Source organism: uncultured Caulobacter sp., from assembly GCF_947036865.1.
Classification (GTDB): domain Bacteria; phylum Pseudomonadota; class Alphaproteobacteria; order Caulobacterales; family Caulobacteraceae; genus Caulobacter.
Genome location: NZ_CAMQSF010000014.1, coordinates 46,307 through 60,909, shown reverse-complemented (window position 1 = coordinate 60,909; position 14,603 = coordinate 46,307). Strand labels below are relative to the sequence as shown.

The 14,603-nt window shown below is 69.8% G+C and carries 12 protein-coding genes and 1 tRNA gene; 5 read left to right on the top strand and 8 right to left on the bottom strand.

What is annotated here, in order from left to right; all coding sequences use genetic code 11:
• Window positions 1–58: 58 nt before the first annotated feature.
• Entirely contained in the window at window positions 59–1,375 is a 1,317-nt protein-coding gene (locus Q0V34_RS10290) for an Hsp70 family protein (protein WP_297511373.1), read from the bottom strand.
• Window positions 1,376–1,560: 185 nt separating this feature from the next.
• Between Q0V34_RS10290 and Q0V34_RS10285 the strand changes: the two genes are divergently transcribed.
• Both Q0V34_RS10285 and Q0V34_RS10280 read left to right on the top strand, forming a co-directional pair.
• Window positions 1,561–3,405 (top strand): methyl-accepting chemotaxis protein, encoded by a 1,845-nt coding sequence (locus Q0V34_RS10285; RefSeq protein WP_297511371.1) that lies wholly within the window; start codon window positions 1,561–1,563, stop codon window positions 3,403–3,405.
• 35 nt (window positions 3,406–3,440) lie between these two features.
• On the top strand, window positions 3,441–4,619 hold the full coding sequence (locus Q0V34_RS10280; protein WP_297511369.1) for an NAD(P)/FAD-dependent oxidoreductase: 1,179 nt from the start codon (window positions 3,441–3,443) through the stop codon (window positions 4,617–4,619).
• Between the two features lie 41 nt (window positions 4,620–4,660).
• On the opposite strand, the gene Q0V34_RS10275 is transcribed toward Q0V34_RS10280, so the two are convergent.
• The 3 genes from Q0V34_RS10275 to Q0V34_RS10265 form a co-directional block, all read right to left on the bottom strand.
• Entirely contained in the window at window positions 4,661–6,724 is a 2,064-nt protein-coding gene (locus Q0V34_RS10275; RefSeq protein WP_297511367.1) for a DEAD/DEAH box helicase, read from the bottom strand.
• Between the two features lie 282 nt (window positions 6,725–7,006).
• Window positions 7,007–7,651, bottom strand: coding sequence for a DsbA family oxidoreductase (locus Q0V34_RS10270; RefSeq protein WP_297511365.1), 645 nt, complete (start codon window positions 7,649–7,651; stop codon window positions 7,007–7,009).
• A gap of 84 nt (window positions 7,652–7,735) precedes the next feature.
• Entirely contained in the window at window positions 7,736–9,061 is a 1,326-nt protein-coding gene (locus tag Q0V34_RS10265) for a PleD family two-component system response regulator (RefSeq protein WP_297511363.1), read from the bottom strand.
• Window positions 9,062–9,289: 228 nt separating this feature from the next.
• Here Q0V34_RS10265 and Q0V34_RS10260 point away from each other — a divergent pair, with 228 nt between their 5' ends.
• Both Q0V34_RS10260 and Q0V34_RS10255 read left to right on the top strand, forming a co-directional pair.
• The gene (locus Q0V34_RS10260; RefSeq protein ID WP_297511362.1) at window positions 9,290–10,417 is read left to right on the top strand and encodes a CaiB/BaiF CoA-transferase family protein; all 1,128 of its coding nucleotides are present in this window, start codon (window positions 9,290–9,292) and stop codon (window positions 10,415–10,417) included.
• A gap of 150 nt (window positions 10,418–10,567) precedes the next feature.
• Window positions 10,568–11,551: a YihY/virulence factor BrkB family protein gene (locus tag Q0V34_RS10255; protein ID WP_297511360.1), complete on the top strand. Its 984-nt coding sequence runs from the start codon at window positions 10,568–10,570 to the stop codon at window positions 11,549–11,551.
• Here the strand turns inward: Q0V34_RS10255 and Q0V34_RS10250 are convergent.
• The 4 genes from Q0V34_RS10250 to Q0V34_RS10235 form a co-directional block, all read right to left on the bottom strand.
• Window positions 11,511–11,753, bottom strand: a complete 243-nt coding sequence (locus tag Q0V34_RS10250) for a sulfurtransferase TusA family protein (RefSeq protein ID WP_297511358.1) — start codon at window positions 11,751–11,753, stop codon at window positions 11,511–11,513. The genes Q0V34_RS10255 and Q0V34_RS10250 overlap by 41 nt on opposite strands.
• A complete protein-coding gene (locus Q0V34_RS10245; protein ID WP_297511356.1) occupies window positions 11,746–12,486 on the bottom strand; it encodes a pseudouridine synthase in 741 nt (246 codons plus the stop codon). The genes Q0V34_RS10250 and Q0V34_RS10245 overlap by 8 nt, the downstream gene beginning before the upstream one ends.
• On the bottom strand, window positions 12,483–13,397 hold the full coding sequence (locus Q0V34_RS10240) for a class I SAM-dependent methyltransferase (RefSeq protein WP_297511353.1): 915 nt from the start codon (window positions 13,395–13,397) through the stop codon (window positions 12,483–12,485). Before Q0V34_RS10240 ends, Q0V34_RS10245 begins: the two co-directional genes overlap by 4 nt.
• Before the next feature lie 37 nt (window positions 13,398–13,434).
• Window positions 13,435–13,524 (bottom strand) — tRNA-Ser (locus tag Q0V34_RS10235).
• 104 nt (window positions 13,525–13,628) lie between these two features.
• Here Q0V34_RS10235 and Q0V34_RS10230 point away from each other — a divergent pair.
• Complete coding sequence (locus Q0V34_RS10230) at window positions 13,629–14,588, top strand: septal ring lytic transglycosylase RlpA family protein (RefSeq protein ID WP_297511351.1); 960 nt, start codon at window positions 13,629–13,631, stop codon at window positions 14,586–14,588.
• Window positions 14,589–14,603 lie beyond the last annotated feature (15 nt).

Here is a 14,603-nt window from a genome sequence, read left to right as displayed (position 1 = left end):
AATCGATCTCGTAAAGCTTAGGCGAAAGCCCGCGCGCTCGCCATGCGACGAGGCGCGCTCAGCCGGCGCGCTGGGTCCAGAGATCCAGATCCGGCTCTCGGCCGATCAAGGCGAGGCCCGAGGCGATCGACTCGAACTCGCCGCCCGTCTCGATCTTGTCGCCGCCGAACCGGCGCAGAAAGATCTCGCGCACGGCGGGCACGAAGGAGCTGCCGCCGGTCAGGAACACCCGGTCGACGCTGGCCTCGGTTAGACCCGCGCCGTCGAGCGCCTCGCCGACGGCCCTTTCGATGGCGGCGAGCTCGGGGGCGATCCAGCCCTCGAAGTCTCGGCGCGCCACCGGCCTTTCGATCTCGACCGAGCCAGCCTCGAACCGGAAGGTCGCCTCCGTCTGGCTCGACAGCGCCTCCTTCAGCGCCGAGACCGACCGATAGAGCGCGTAGCCGTGATTGCCGTCCAGCACCTCGATCAGGGCGGCGATCTTGTCGGGCTCCAGCGCGCTGCGCTCCAGGGCGCGGATGTCGCGCATGTCCTTCGAGGCGCGCAGCAGCGCCAGTTGGTCCCAACGGGCGAAGGCGGCGTAATAGCGCTGCGGGATCGGCAGGGTGTTCGAGAACGACCGGTACGACGAGCCCTTGCCCAGGGCGGGCGAGACCAGCTGGTCGATGATCCGATAGTCGAAGGCGTCGCCGGCCACGCCCACGCCCGACCGCGACAATGGCGTCGACCGCAGCGTCCCGTCCGAGGCGCGCTCGAACCGCACCAGCGAGAAGTCCGAGGTGCCGCCGCCGAAGTCCGCGACCAGCACCGTCGCGTCGACCTGCAATTGCCGCGCGAAGAAGAAGGCCGCGCCGACGGGCTCGTACGCGTAGCGGATATCCGTGAAGCCCAGCCGTTTGAACGCCTCCTCATAGCGCGTCAGGGCCAGGGCTTCGTTCGGCGAGGTTCCGGCGAAGGTCACGGGCCGGCCGACGATGACGCGCGGGGGCAGGGCGGCGAGCTGGTCGCCGGCGTGGTCCTTCAGACGCAGCAGGAACGCCGCCAGCAGGTCCTCGAACAGGTAGCGCTTGTCGAGAATTCGCGTCTCGGTGAAGGCCTGCGAGGCGGCGAAGGTCTTGAAGGACTGGATGAACCGCGTCTCCAGCGGATCCTCCAGATAGGCCTCGATCGCCCACGGACCGGCCTCGACCACCCGTTCCTGGCCGCCCGCGCCCTGGGTGGCGTGGAAACTGAGCGCCGAACGGAAGGCGAAGAGATCGCGATTGTCGATCGAGAAGCGGACCAGACGCGCCTCGCCGCCGTGGGTCATCGAGACCACGGTGTTGGTCGTGCCGAAGTCGACGCCGATCGTCGGCGTGGGGGAAGCGGCCGTCATGGCGGGGCTCGGAGGCTGTCGGGGCGGGAGGGCGTGCGTCGTAACGCCGCCCACGCTCAGGTCAAGGGGCCGGGACTGTCTTAAGAGAGCATTTACGCTCCCGACCCGATCCTGATGAGGAGATTGCAACCGGGCGGCGTGATTCGCATGACACCGGTGTCCCGCGCGTATTGGGGGAGACGCTCGTGAAGTTGGACGACCTGAGAATTTCGGCGAAGGTCCTGCTGCCGGCGGCGGTCCTCGCCGTCGCCACGGTGGCTTGCGCGGGCCTTGGCGTCTGGCAACAGAAGCGGGCGGACGCGGCCACCGAGCAACTGGTCGCTCACCGCTCGCCCGCCGAGGTGCAGTCGGCCCGGTTCCTGCGCCGGCTCAGCATGATGGGCTACGCGGCCCACCGCGTGATCACCTATGACGGCGCCTCGACGACCGCAGCTCACGCGTCGTCCGAGCTCGATAAGGTCTACGGCGAGGGCAAGGAAAGTCTCGACAAGATCGCCGCCGCCGATCCCGCGACCGCCGACTACGCCGCGGAGATGAAGGCCAAGCTGGACGCCGTCTACGCCCAGGCCCGATCGGCCGCCGACCTCGCCCTGAAGAACGACGACGCGGGCGCCATCGGCGTGATGAGCCAGGCTGATCCGGCGATCGAGGCCCTGGCCAAGGAAGGCAAGGCCTGGGGCGATGTCTACAACAAGCAGACGGCCGCCATGGTCGCCAGCGCCAGCAAGTCGGCGGCCATGGGCTCGTGGCTCACCCTGCTGTTCGGCCTTGGCGCCGCCGCCGGAGGGATGGGCTTCGCCCTCTGGATCGGCGCCTCGAAGATCTCGCGGCCGGTGCGCGCTTTGTCCACGACCATGACAGGCCTGGCGGAGGGCCAGCTGGCCGTCGAGGTCGTCGGCGCTGGGCGCAAGGACGAGATCGGCCTGATGGCGCGGGCGGTCCAGGTGTTCAAGGACAACGCCGTGGCCCTGCGGACGGCCGAGGCCGAACAAGCGCGCGCGGTCGCGGCCACGGAGAGCGAGCGGACGCGCAACGAAGCCATTTCGTCGGCCGCCGCGCGCGACCAGGCCTTCGCGATGGAGCGTCTCGCCGACGCGCTGTCGCGTCTGTCGAACGGCGACCTGACCGTCCGTCTCAGCGACGCCTTCCCCAAGGGCTATGAGGCCATTCGCGAGGACTTTAACGCCGCCATGGCCCAGCTCGACGAAGCCATGAGCGGCGTCGTCGCCCTGGCCGGCAGCGTCGGCGCCAGCGCCGACGAGATCGCCTCCGCGGCCGACAACACCGCGCGCCGCAGCGAGCAACAGGCCGCCAGCCTGGAAGAGACCGCCGCGGCGCTCGACGAGATCACCGCCACCGTTCGCCGCGCGTCTCAGGGCGCGGGTGAGGCCAGCCGCGTCGTCACCGCCACCCGCTCCGAGGCCGAGCGGTCGGGCGAGGTCGTCCGGGGCGCCGTCGCGGCCATGAGCGGGATCGAGGCCTCCTCGACGAAGATCGGCGCCATCGTCGGCGTCATCGACGAGATCGCGTTCCAGACCAACCTTCTGGCGCTGAACGCCGGGGTCGAGGCCGCGCGGGCCGGGGAGAGCGGCAAGGGCTTCGCCGTCGTCGCCCAGGAAGTGCGGGCGCTGGCCCAGCGCTCGGCCGACGCCGCCCGGGAAATCAAGGGCCTGATCGGCGCCTCCACCGCCCAGGTCGACGAGGGCGTCCGCCTGGTCGGTCAGACCGGCGAGGCGCTGGACGGCATCGTGGCCAAGGTCGGGGAGATCGACGCTCTGGTCTCCGAGCTGGCCGCCTCCGCCCGCGAGCAGGCCACCGGGCTGAACGAGGTCAATCTGGCGGTCAACCAGATGGACCAGGGCATCCAGCAGAACGCCGCAATGGTCGAGCAGGCCACCGCCGTGAGCCACGCCCTGAAGACCGATATCGACGGCCTGGTGCGGATGATCCGCCGCTTCCGGGTCACTCAGGACGCCGGTGCGTCGCGACCCCGGGTCGACGCGCGTCCGGGCTATCGTCGCGCGAGCTGATTGACTTCCCGGCCGCCGTCCGGTCGAACGATCGCGTGGAAACAGTCGACGTTCTAGTCATCGGCGCGGGCGCGGCCGGCATGATGTGCGCCATCGAGGCCGGCAAGCGCGGACGCTCGGTGCTGGTGATCGATCACGCCAAGGCGCCGGGAGAGAAAATACGCATCAGCGGCGGCGGGCGATGCAACTTCACCAATCTCGGCGCTTCGCCCGCCAACTTCCTGTCGGCCAATCCGAAGTTCTGCGTCTCGGCCTTGCGGCGCTACACGCCCCGCGACTTCATCGCCCTCGTCGAGCGCCACGGGATCGCCTATCACGAAAAGACCCTGGGCCAGCTCTTCTGCGATGGCTCGGCCAGGCAGATCATCGACATGCTGCTGGCCGAGATGAAGGCCGCCGGCGCGTCGCTCCGGCTGGAGACCGCCGTCCGTGGCGTGGCCAAGATCGAGAACGGGTTCGAGGTCGCCCTGTCGTCAGGCCCCGCGCGCTGCGCGTCCCTCGTGATCGCCAGCGGCGGCAAGTCGATCCCGAAGATGGGCGCGACGGGCCTCGGCTATGACATCGCCAAGCAGTTCGGCCTCGACGTCGTCGAGACGCGACCGGCTCTGGTGCCCCTGACCTTCGAGCCGGGCATGTTGCAACGGCTATCGCCGCTGTCGGGCGTGTCGCTGGACGCCGTGGTGGCGCGCGGCAAGACGCGGTTCCGCGAAGGGATGCTGTTCACGCACCGGGGCCTCTCGGGGCCGTCGATCCTGCAGATCTCGTCCTACTGGCGCGAGGGGGACGAGGTCGTGGTCGACATGGCCCCGGGCACGGACGTGCTGGCGACCCTCAAGGCCGCGCGGAGCGCCAACGGCCGCCAGGCGGCGCGCACGGCGCTTGGCGGGGTCGTGCCGACGCGGCTGGCTCAGCTCATCGCCGAAGAGGCCGGCGCGTCCGGCAATCTCGCCGACTGTTCGGACAAGGTCCTGGCTCGGATCGCCGCGGCCGTGAACGCCTGGGCCGTGAAGCCGGTCGGCTCGGAAGGCTACCGCACCGCCGAGGTCACCCTGGGCGGCGTCGACACCGCCGGCCTGGACTCGCGAACCCTCCAGGCCAAGGCCGTTCCGGGCCTCTACTTCATCGGCGAGGTCGTCGACGTCACCGGCTGGCTGGGCGGCTATAACTTTCAATGGGCCTGGGCCTCGGGGTGGAGCGCGGGGCAGGCGGCTTAGCAGCAATCCTCCCCTAGTGGGGGGAGGATTTCAGGCGGAGTCTACTTCTTCTTTAACGGCTTCTTCTCGCCGCGCGGCTTGAAGGGCTTGGGGCCCTTGAACGGCTTGGCCGGCCCGTCGCTCTTGCCGGCATAGGGCTTGGCGTAGAGCTTGGGGCCCGCCGCGTTGTCGCCGAAGCCCTTCTTGAACGGCTTCTTCGGGCGCTCGCCATCCTCGCGGGGCGCGCGGGGCTTGAATTCGCGGGGCGGAGCGTCGCTAGACGTCTCATGGCGCGGCTTGAAGGCGCGCTTGGGACGGTCTTCGGAGTCCTGGGGCGAATAGGGGCGCGGCGCCACGTCACGCGGACGATCGCCATCCTCGAAGCGCTTCTTGAACGGCGGACGCTGCGGGCGCTCGTCGCCCTCGCCGCGCGGGGGGCGTGGCTTGAACTCGCGCGGCGGGGCATTGGGATCGCGCGGCGGACGTTCGCCGCGCGGCGCGGGGGCCGCCGTCGGGGTGATCGACACGTCCTCGCGCACGGTCGCCTGCACCGCCGCGCCGAACCTGGTCGCCGCCTCGGCGGAGATCTCGAACTTGGTGTCGTAGTCGAAGATCCGGATCGCGCCGATGTCCTTCTTGGTGATGTGACCCAGGCGGCAGATCATCGGGATCAGCCACTTGGGATCGGCGTTGCCGCGACGGCCGACGCTGATCCGGAACAACTCGGAGCCTTCCATGTCGGCGCGGGGCTCGCGCGGCGGACGCTCGCCCATCTCCCCGGCGCGGGCGCGGGGACCCGGATCGGCGCCGTGGCGCGGATCGTCATAGATGTCCTCGGGCGAGGGCAGCTTGGCGCGGCGGGTGCGGATCAGCGCCGCGGCGATCTCGACCGGCGTGCGCTTGGCCAGCATGGCCTCGGCCAGGGCGATGTCCTCCTCGGTGGAGGCTTCCGAGAAGATCGGATCCTCCAGCAGGCGTTCCTGATCCTTCTCGCGGATGGCGTCGGCGCTGGGCGCGCCGCCCCAGTCGGCGTCGACGCCGGCCGCGTACAAGAGCTGCTCGGCCTTGCGGCGACGGGTGTAGGGGACGACCAGGGCGCTGACGCCCTTCTTGCCGGCGCGCCCCGTGCGGCCCGAGCGGTGCAGCAGGGTCGCCTTGTTGATCGGCAGCTCGGCGTGGATCACCAGGCCGAGGTCCGGCAGGTCCAGGCCGCGCGCGGCGACGTCGGTGGCGACGCAGACGCGGGCGTGGCCATCCCGAAGCGCCTGCAGGGCGTCGGCGCGTTCGCGCTGGGAGAGCTCCCCCGACAGGCCGACGACGGCGAAGCCGCGCTCGCGCAGCTTGCCGTGCAGCGACCGCACGCTTTCCCGCGTGTTGGCGAACACCAGCGCGCCGGGGGCTTCGAAGAAGCGCAGCAGGTTGACGACCGCGTGTTCGACCTCGTTGGGGGCCACGCGCACGGCGCGGTACTCGATGTCGCGGTGCGGCTCGTCGCGGGCGATGGTGTCGATGCGCAGGGCGTCGTTCTGATAGCGCTTGGCCAACTCGACGATGTCGCGGGCCAGGGTGGCCGAGAACAGCAGGGTCCGGCGCTCGGGCGGCGCGGCGTCGAGGATGAACTCGAGATCCTCTCGGAAGCCCATGTCCAGCATCTCGTCGGCCTCGTCGAGGACGGCGACCTTCAGCTTGGAGAGATCCAGGTGGCCGCGCTCGATGTGGTCGCGCAGGCGCCCTGGCGTGCCGACGACGATGTGGGCGCCGTAGTTCAGCGCGCGCTGCTCGCGGCGGGCGTCCATGCCGCCGACGCAGTTGATCACCGCGGCCTTGGCTTCGGCATAGAGCCAGGCCAGTTCGCGATTGACCTGCATGGCCAGCTCACGGGTCGGCGCGATCACCAGGGCCAGCGGCTCGGCCGCCTGGCCGAAGGTCTCGGCCTCGCCCAGCAGGGTCGGGGCGGCCGCGAGGCCGAAGGCGACGGTCTTGCCCGAGCCGGTCTGGGCGCTGACCAGCAGGTCGCGGTCGGCGGCGTCGGCGGCCAGCACGGCGGCCTGAACGGGGGTGGGCTCGGCGTAACCTTGAGCGGCGAGAGCCCGCTCAAGAGCGGGGTGGGAAGCGGGGAAGGGCATATGGGTCCAGTTCACGTCTGCGACCGCGCACACAAACACGCGCGGCTCGCGCCAATGACCAAATCGGGCCCCTTGCCTGGAGGGTCGCGACGCTCGCCTCGGACCGCTTCTTGGTCAATTCCAACAAAAATAGCCCCCTTCCGGCGCCGAGGCGACGTCAAGGGGGCTTCGATGACCAGGCTTATGGGCTGGTCCGGACAAAAAAAGCAAGGGCGTTGACGGATTTGTCGCGCCCAAGCCTTCGCCGGCTCGGCTCGGCTCGGCTCGGCTCGGCTCGGCTCGTCACGCGCTGGCGGTGAGGGCTTGGTCGATCGCCTCGACGATGCGCTCGGGCGCCTCGGCCCCGACCACCGCGACCTTGCCGGCGAAGATCGTGAACGGCACCCCGGTCACGCCGCCCTGCACCGCCATGGCGTGCTCGCGGGTGACGGCCTCCCTGTCGGCGCCTTCCGACAGCAGCTGCAGGACCACCAGCCGTTCCATGCCCGCGGCCTCGGCGATATCGGCCAGGACGATGGGATCGCCGATGTCCAGACCTCGGGTGAAATAGGCGGCGAACAGCGCCTCGACCACCTGGTCCTGAACACCGGCCGTCAGGGCCCAACGGATCAGGCGATGGGCCGCGTTGGTGTTCGGCGACAGCGCGATCGCGTCGAAATCGAAGGTGATGCCTTCCTCGGCGCCGCCCTCGACCAAGGCGGCGTGGACGGCCTTCAGCTTGTCGGGATCCCGGAACTTCTGGGCCATGTAGGCCTTGCGATCGACGCCCGCCTCGGGAAGGGTCGGATCAAGCTGATAAGGGCGCCAGACCAGCTGAGCCTTCAGGTCGGGGCGAAGCGCCAGCGCCGATTTCAGCCGTCGCCAGCCGAGATAGCACCAGGGGCAGACGACGTCGGCCACCACGTCGATGATCATGGCCTGGGCCATCGGGGCCTCCTTCCGCAACCGAGTCCGCTACTGGACAGGTTACATATAGGGGCCACGGACCTAGCGCCCAAGCGTGACCGAACGTCAGCCGGCCTCGCGCTTGAGGGCGCTGGCCGCCGCGCGCTCGAGCGCCTTGACCGCGCCTTCGCCCGGCTGGACCTCGGCCACGCCGATATCGAATTCGCAGACGAACGGCGCGCGATCCTCGCCGGCGTCGAAGGCGGTGCAGCCGATCACCGCCGCGATGCGCTCGGCGGCGGCGCGGGCGGCGCTCTCATGGGTCGCCGGCAGGGCCAGGGCGAAGACCTCGGTGGCCAGTCGCGCCGGCGTATCCTCGACCCGGACCAGCCGCCCCACCATCGAGCCGATCTGCGGGATGGCGCGGTCCAGCCAGCCGTTCTGCCGGGCCCAGACGGTCTCGGGCTTGTCGGCGATGCGCAGCACGCAGATCGACAGCGGCCTGGCCCGTTCGCGGGCCGCGCTGGCCAGCCGCGCCAGGTGCGCGGCGAACAGGTCGCGGGTGAAGAGGCCCGTGGCGGCGTCCATCAGGCCCGAGCTGCGGGCCTTTTCCAGCGCGCCGCGAATGGCTTCGCCGCGCCGGAAGCTCCGCGCCAGCTCGATGACGCGGAGGGCGGTCTCGACCTCGGGCGTCTCGGGCGAGGCGACGTCGGACACGCCGCGATGGAAGGCCTCCGCCATGGTCACATAGCTCTCGGCCTTCAGGTAGAGCAGGGCCGGGATGTGGAAGAGGCGGGTGTTGCGGCGCATGCCGGCGGCGATCGACAGCGCCTCCTGCTGGCTGTCGCCGGCCCACAGGACGACGGCGTCGAACGGGCGCTCGTGCAGATAGTCGAAGGCCGTATAGGCCGTGAAGGCGCCGACAACCTCGGCGCCGCTGGCCTGCAGGGCGTTGGACAGGGCCAGGAACTGGGGCGCGGGTTCGCCGACCGCCAGAACCCGGAACGGCGCGTCGAGCGGCTCGGGCAGGTCCAGCCGACGGCCGCGCTCGCCGAAGGTCTCGAGACGCAGCTCGAACTCTTCCTCGGCGATGGCGGTGCGCACCAGGGTCTCCAGGCGCAGGGCGGCCTGGGAGGGGTGCAGCGGCGGCGAAAGGGTCAGGTCGAAGGCCTGGTTGCGATAGTCGTGGTGCGGTTCGCCGATCGCGATCACCGGCAGGCGGCGCGGCGCGACGGCGGCCTTGAGGCGACGCGCCAGGGTCTGGGTTTCGGGACCGGCGCTGGCCAGGTCGACGATCACCGCCTCGATCGGCAGGTCGCCCAGGGCGGCGAGCGCGGCGTAGGGCCCGCGCGCGGTGATGGTGCGCCAGCCCAGCCGGTCCAGCCCCTCGGCCAGCGGTCCCGCGCGAACATCGTCTCGCGCCACGATCAGAATCCGGGCGTCAACCGCCAAACCAACCTCCGCCCGAAATCTCGCCGGGCCATGCCCACGCCAGGATCGAGATTCGACGTCGCAACATAGCAGAGGGTTCGCGCCGTCAAAGCCGCGCAACGTCGCGGTCAGGCGAGGAAATCCACGCCGCGCGCCTTGGGGCTTGCCTGACCGAACGTCAGGGTCGCTCTAGTGACCATGGTTCGGCCGGTTCGGCCGCCCAAAGAGAGCATTCGGGGAGATCGCGTCATGGGCCAGGGGCCGCTTTCGGGGCTGAGGATCGTCGAGTTCGCCGGCATCGGTCCGGGGCCGTTCTGCGGCATGCTGCTGTCGGATCTCGGCGCAGACGTGGTCAGGATCGACCGCAAGGGCCAGGGCCGCGGTTCGCCGGCCGACGTCACCGCGCGCGGCCGCCGCTCGGTGGCGCTGGATCTCAAGCATCCCGAGGCGATCGAGACCTGCTTGAAGCTGCTGGAAAGCGCCGACGGCCTGATCGAGGGCTTCCGTCCAGGCGTGATGGAGCGGCTGGGCCTGGGGCCGGAGGTCGTGCTGGCCCGCAACCCGAAGCTCGTCTACGGCCGCATGACCGGCTGGGGACAGACGGGACCCTACGCCAAGGCGGCGGGTCACGACATGAACTACATCGCCATCACCGGCGCGCTGCACGCGATCGGCACGACCGACAAGCCGGTGCCGCCGCTGAATCTGGTCGGCGATTTCGGCGGCGGGGCGCTCTATCTGGCGTTCGGCCTGCTGGCCGGCGTGATCCACGCCCGCGCCACGGGGCAGGGCCAGGTGATCGACTGCGCCATGAGCGACGGCGCGGCCTCGCTGATGGCGATGTTCTACGGATTCAAGGCCGGCGGCATGTGGAACGAAGGCCGTCGGAGCAACCTGCTCGACGGCGGCGCCCACTTCTACGACACCTACGAATGCGCCGACGGCAAGTGGATCTCGATCGGCTCGATCGAGCCTCAGTTCTACCTGCTTCTGCTGGAAAAGACGGGCATTTCCGACCCGCAGTTCCAGCATCAGATGAGCCGCGAGGAGTGGCCGGAACTTCGCGATAAGCTGGCCGCCGTGATCCGGACCAAGTCCCGCGACGAATGGTGCGCGATCATGGACGCCACCGACGTCTGTTTCGCGCCGGTCCTGACCATGGACGAGGCGCCGGGCCACGCCCACAACGCCGCGCGACAGACCTTCGTCGAGGTGGCGGGGGTGACCCAGCCGGCGCCGGCTCCGCGCTTCTCGGCCACGCCGGGCGCGATCCAGGGTCCGCCGCCGAAGATCGGCGCGCATAACGACGAGGCCTTGGGCGACTGGGGCTTCTCGGTCGACGCGATCGCGGCCCTGAAGGCCTCCGGCGCGCTCTGAAACATGATGAATGCGTTCAGGTCCGGTTCAGCCGCCGGGTCCTAGCTTGCGAGGGTCGATCGGTCGTCGCGCCATCCGTCCCTCGATGCGGCGATCGGTTCACAGGCACGTCCTGCGGAGACGCGTCGCCTCATCCGAGGCGGCGCGTCTTTGACTCCGGAGGCGCGGGTCGCCATGGTCCGGCGGATGCAAGATTCCCGCATCCGTTGGCGCGACCTGGACCTTGATCCGATGCATTGGGCTCGCGAGATCCTCCGCGTACTCGGCTTGGCGCTGGCGCGTCTGTGGGGCCGCGACGTCATGCTCTACGTCGGCGGCGCCTCGTTCTTCGCCCTGCTGGCCGTGTTTCCGGGGCTGGCGATCATGATCGGCCTCTACAGCTTCTTCCTGACGCCCGAGACCGCCGCGCGCCAGGCCGCCCGGATGGCCGAGTTGATCCCGTCGGCCGCGCGCTCGATGTTCCAGGACGAGTTCGCCAGGCTGGCCCACGCGCCGGGCCAGACCGTCTCCCTGCAGAGCGGCGTCGTGCTGATCGTCGGCGCCTACGCCGCCCATCGCGGATTCAAGGCGCTGCTGGCGGGCCTCTCGTTCATTCACGACGAAGAGAACCAGCGCGGCTTCTTCGGCTTCAACCTGATGGCGTTGCTGGTCCTGATCGCCGCCTTCGGCCTGCTGTTCGTGATGTCGGGGATTTTCGTGACCCTGCGAGTGCTCGGCTCCGCCCTGGACCTGCGGCCGTTGGCGGGCGTGTCCTGGATCCAGTCCGAATGGACCTGGGCCAGCTTCGGCATCGTGGTCGGCATGAGTCTGGTCTACCGCTACGCCATGTCGCGAGAACCGGTCGGCTGGCGCGCCTCGATCTCCGGCGGCGTGGCGGCGGCGGCCCTGTGCGTCTTCATGTCCTGGGCCAGCGCCTTCTATGTCGAGAAGGTCGTGCACCTGGGCGCGACCTACGGTTCGATCTCGGCGGTGATCGTGTTCCTGATCTGGCTGTCTTGGAGCGTCAACGCCATCTTCTTCGGCGGGGCCCTGGCCACCGAGGTCGAGATCGCGCTGGACGAGCGGCCCCGGGCGCTGCTCTCGGGACCCCGGCCTATTCCGCTGAAGGCGCCTTCCGAATACGAAACCGAATGACGCCGCCGTCCTGATCGGCGATCTCGAGCACCGTCGCGCCGATCTGACCGGCGAAATGCGGCACGTCGATCCGCGCCATCGGATCCGTGGCCAGCAGCACGAGTTCCGTCCCTGGAGTCGCCGCCTCATGCGCCTTGCGCAGCTTCAGGGTCGGCACAGGACAATGGTGTCCGCGCGCGTCGACGAGGATGGGGTCAGTCATCGGCGAACACCCCCTCGGCCTCGGCCGCCGGGAGAATACGGTGCTGACCCGGCTCCAGATCGGCGGGCAGTCCGAGGCCGCCGATCCGCTCGCGATGCAGCGCGACCACGTGATTGCCGACGGCGGCGAACATCCGCCGGACCTGATGATAGCGGCCCTCGGTGATCGTCAGCCGGGCGGTCGTCGCATCGACGACGTCGAGCTTGGCCGGCAGCAGCGGCTTGTCCTCGCCCTCGAGCATCAGGGTCCCGGCGGCGAAGATGTCGCCCTCGGCGCCGCTCAGCGGCCGATCCAGGGTCGCCAGATAGGTCTTCGGCACGTGGCGCTTGGGCGAGATCACCCGGTGCAGGAAGTCGCCGTCGTCGGTGATGAGGATCAGGCCGCTGGTCTCCTTGTCCAGCCGGCCGACGGTCGAGAGCCCGGGATCGCGCAACCGCCACCGGCGGGGCAGCAGGTCGTAGATCTTCTCGCCGTCCTCCTTGTGCGAGCATACGACGCCCAGGGGCTTGTGCATGATCAGCACCAGCGGGGCCGGCGGGTCGACCGGCGCGCCCCGGATCGTCATGCGGTCGGGCAGGGTGGCGTCGACCGCGATCCGCGCCCCGGCGTCCTTCAGCACCGCGCCGTCCAGCACGACCTTGCCGGCGCTGACCAGCGCCTGGACCTCCTTGCGGCTGCCATAGCCCAGATTGGCCAGCAGCCGGTCGAGGCGCGCCATCAGCGCCTTGCTCATTTGCGCGCCTCGAAGACCTTGTAGCCGCCGCCTTCCCCGACCAGCCGGACCTTGGCGAAGCTCTCGGCCAGGATCGCCTCGTACGGCAGGTGTCGGTTGGCCACGATCCACAGGCTCCCGCCCTTGCGCAGGGCCTCGGCCGCCGCGCGGATGAAGGCTTGGCCCAATGCCTTGTCCTCGCCGCCGCCCTCGTGGAACGGCGGATTGCTGACCACGAAGTCGAGGCCTTCCAGGCCGCCGGCGTTCTGGCGCACATCGCCCCAGACGAAGGCGGCGCGCGGATCGGCGATGTTGCGCTTCGAAAGCTCCAGCGCCCGGCGATCGAGCTCGACCAGGGTCAGCTTGGTCACCTTCGGCGAGGCCAGGACGTTCAGCGCCAGAAGGCCGATGCCCGCGCCGAAATCGGCCCCGACGCCGGAAAACGGCGGCAGCACTTGCAGCAGGGCGTTGGTTCCGGCGTCGAGGCGGTCCCAGCTGAAGACGCCCGGTTGGGTCCAGAGACCGTTCTCGGCGATCTGGCGCGGCGCGCCGGCCGCGAGGGCTTCTTCGAGGCCCTTGATCGCGGACGGTCGCACGACGAGGCAGATACGATTGTGCCGCCGCGCGCTTTCGCCGACCTCGCAACCCAGGGCTTCGAGCTCCTTGCGCAGGCGCAGGCCGCCCCGGTCCTTCGGCGCGAAGGCCGTCATCCGGCCGCCGGGCGTCAGAACGCGTAGGGCGTGCGCCAGGACATAACGCCGCTCCGCCGCGCCGGCCGGGGCGCGGACGGTCACGGCGTCAAAGGATTCGTCCGGGGCCGACGCGATGTCGGTCGAGCCGAGCACCAGCGGCGACAGCTGCGCGGCGTCCGGCGCGGACGGCGCCAGGTCGTGGTCGGCTTGGCCATAGAGCGCGGAACGTGAAGCCGGCATGCTTGTCCTGAAAGGGTTTTTCCGATCGCCCAGCGGCTGGCGGACAGGGTGGGATTCGAACCCACGGTAGGCTTCCACCTACGGCGGTTTTCAAGACCGCTGCCTTAAACCACTCGGCCACCTGTCCGGAACCGGCGGCTATATCAGCGCGTCCGGTGCTTAACCAGACTTCAAAACAAACCTGCGATGTTGCCCGCTCGGAAGGGGCGGACCCGTCTGGATGTTTCGCGGATGAACCGGGGTTTCGAACAGGTGTGGCGGATCGCGCGCAACCTCGGCCTGATGGCCCTGGCGGCGGCGAGCCTGGCCGCCTGCGCCACGCCCAAATACGAGGTCGGTCGTCCGATGGCGTCGACCAGCACGGGCGCGGCGCCGCGCGCCGGCTCGACGGTCGGTCGCGACGGCAAGCCCTTGCGCGGCACGGAAAAGCCCTATCAGATCAATGGCGTCTGGTACTATCCTCACGAAGACAAGGACTACAACGTCACCGGTGTCGGCTCCTGGTACGGCGAGCAATTCCACAACCGCCGCACGGCCAATGGCGAGATGTTCGACATGGACGTCCCGTCGGCCGCTCACAAGACCTTGCCGCTGCCCAGCCTGGTCGAGGTGACCAATCTCGACAACGGCAGGAAGATGATCGTGCGGGTCAATGATCGCGGGCCGTTCGTCGGCGATCGGGTCATCGATCTTTCGAAAGCCGCCGCCCAGCAACTGGGCTACTACCGCCAGGGCGTGGCCCGGGTGCGGGTCAAGTATGTCGGCCCGGCTCCCAAGAGCGTCTTCGAGGCGCCGCGCCAGTATGTCCGCGCCGAGACCGCGCCGCGCAGCTTCGACGATATCCGCGAGCCGCCGCAGCGCGTGCAGGTTCTGCCGCCGCGTCGCGAGCCGGAGTGGGCCGCGCCGGCCGTTCCCGCCGCCCCGGAGATCAATCCGCCCGACCCGATCCTGGCCAGCGCCAAGCCCGCTTTCCGCATCCAGGCCGGCTCGTTTTCGAACCGCGAAAACGCCGAAAAGGCCGTGCGTCAGCTGGCCAGCGCCGGCCGCGCCTCGATCGACGCGATCGAACGTCCGGGCGGCACGCTCTATCGCGTCACGGTCGCCGCCGGTCCCAACGAGGGCGAGGCCTGGAGTCTGCGGGATCGCGTGGAGTCGCTGGGCTATCAGGGCGCGACGGTCCTGCGTCCCTAGCCTCTGGACAAGCCC

Coding starts and splice junctions, on each gene's coding strand:
- Q0V34_RS10275 (WP_297511367.1), bottom strand. CDS start 6,724: ATGCCCTTCCCCGCTTCCCACCCCGCTCTTGAGCGGGCTCTCGCCGCT.
- Q0V34_RS10260 (WP_297511362.1), top strand. CDS start 9,290: ATGGGCCAGGGGCCGCTTTCGGGGCTGAGGATCGTCGAGTTCGCCGGC.
- Q0V34_RS10245 (WP_297511356.1), bottom strand. CDS start 12,486: ATGAGCAAGGCGCTGATGGCGCGCCTCGACCGGCTGCTGGCCAATCTG.
- Q0V34_RS10270 (WP_297511365.1), bottom strand. CDS start 7,651: ATGGCCCAGGCCATGATCATCGACGTGGTGGCCGACGTCGTCTGCCCC.
- Q0V34_RS10240 (WP_297511353.1), bottom strand. CDS start 13,397: ATGCCGGCTTCACGTTCCGCGCTCTATGGCCAAGCCGACCACGACCTG.
- Q0V34_RS10250 (WP_297511358.1), bottom strand. CDS start 11,753: ATGACTGACCCCATCCTCGTCGACGCGCGCGGACACCATTGTCCTGTG.
- Q0V34_RS10230 (WP_297511351.1), top strand. CDS start 13,629: ATGAACCGGGGTTTCGAACAGGTGTGGCGGATCGCGCGCAACCTCGGC.
- Q0V34_RS10290 (WP_297511373.1), bottom strand. CDS start 1,375: ATGACGGCCGCTTCCCCCACGCCGACGATCGGCGTCGACTTCGGCACG.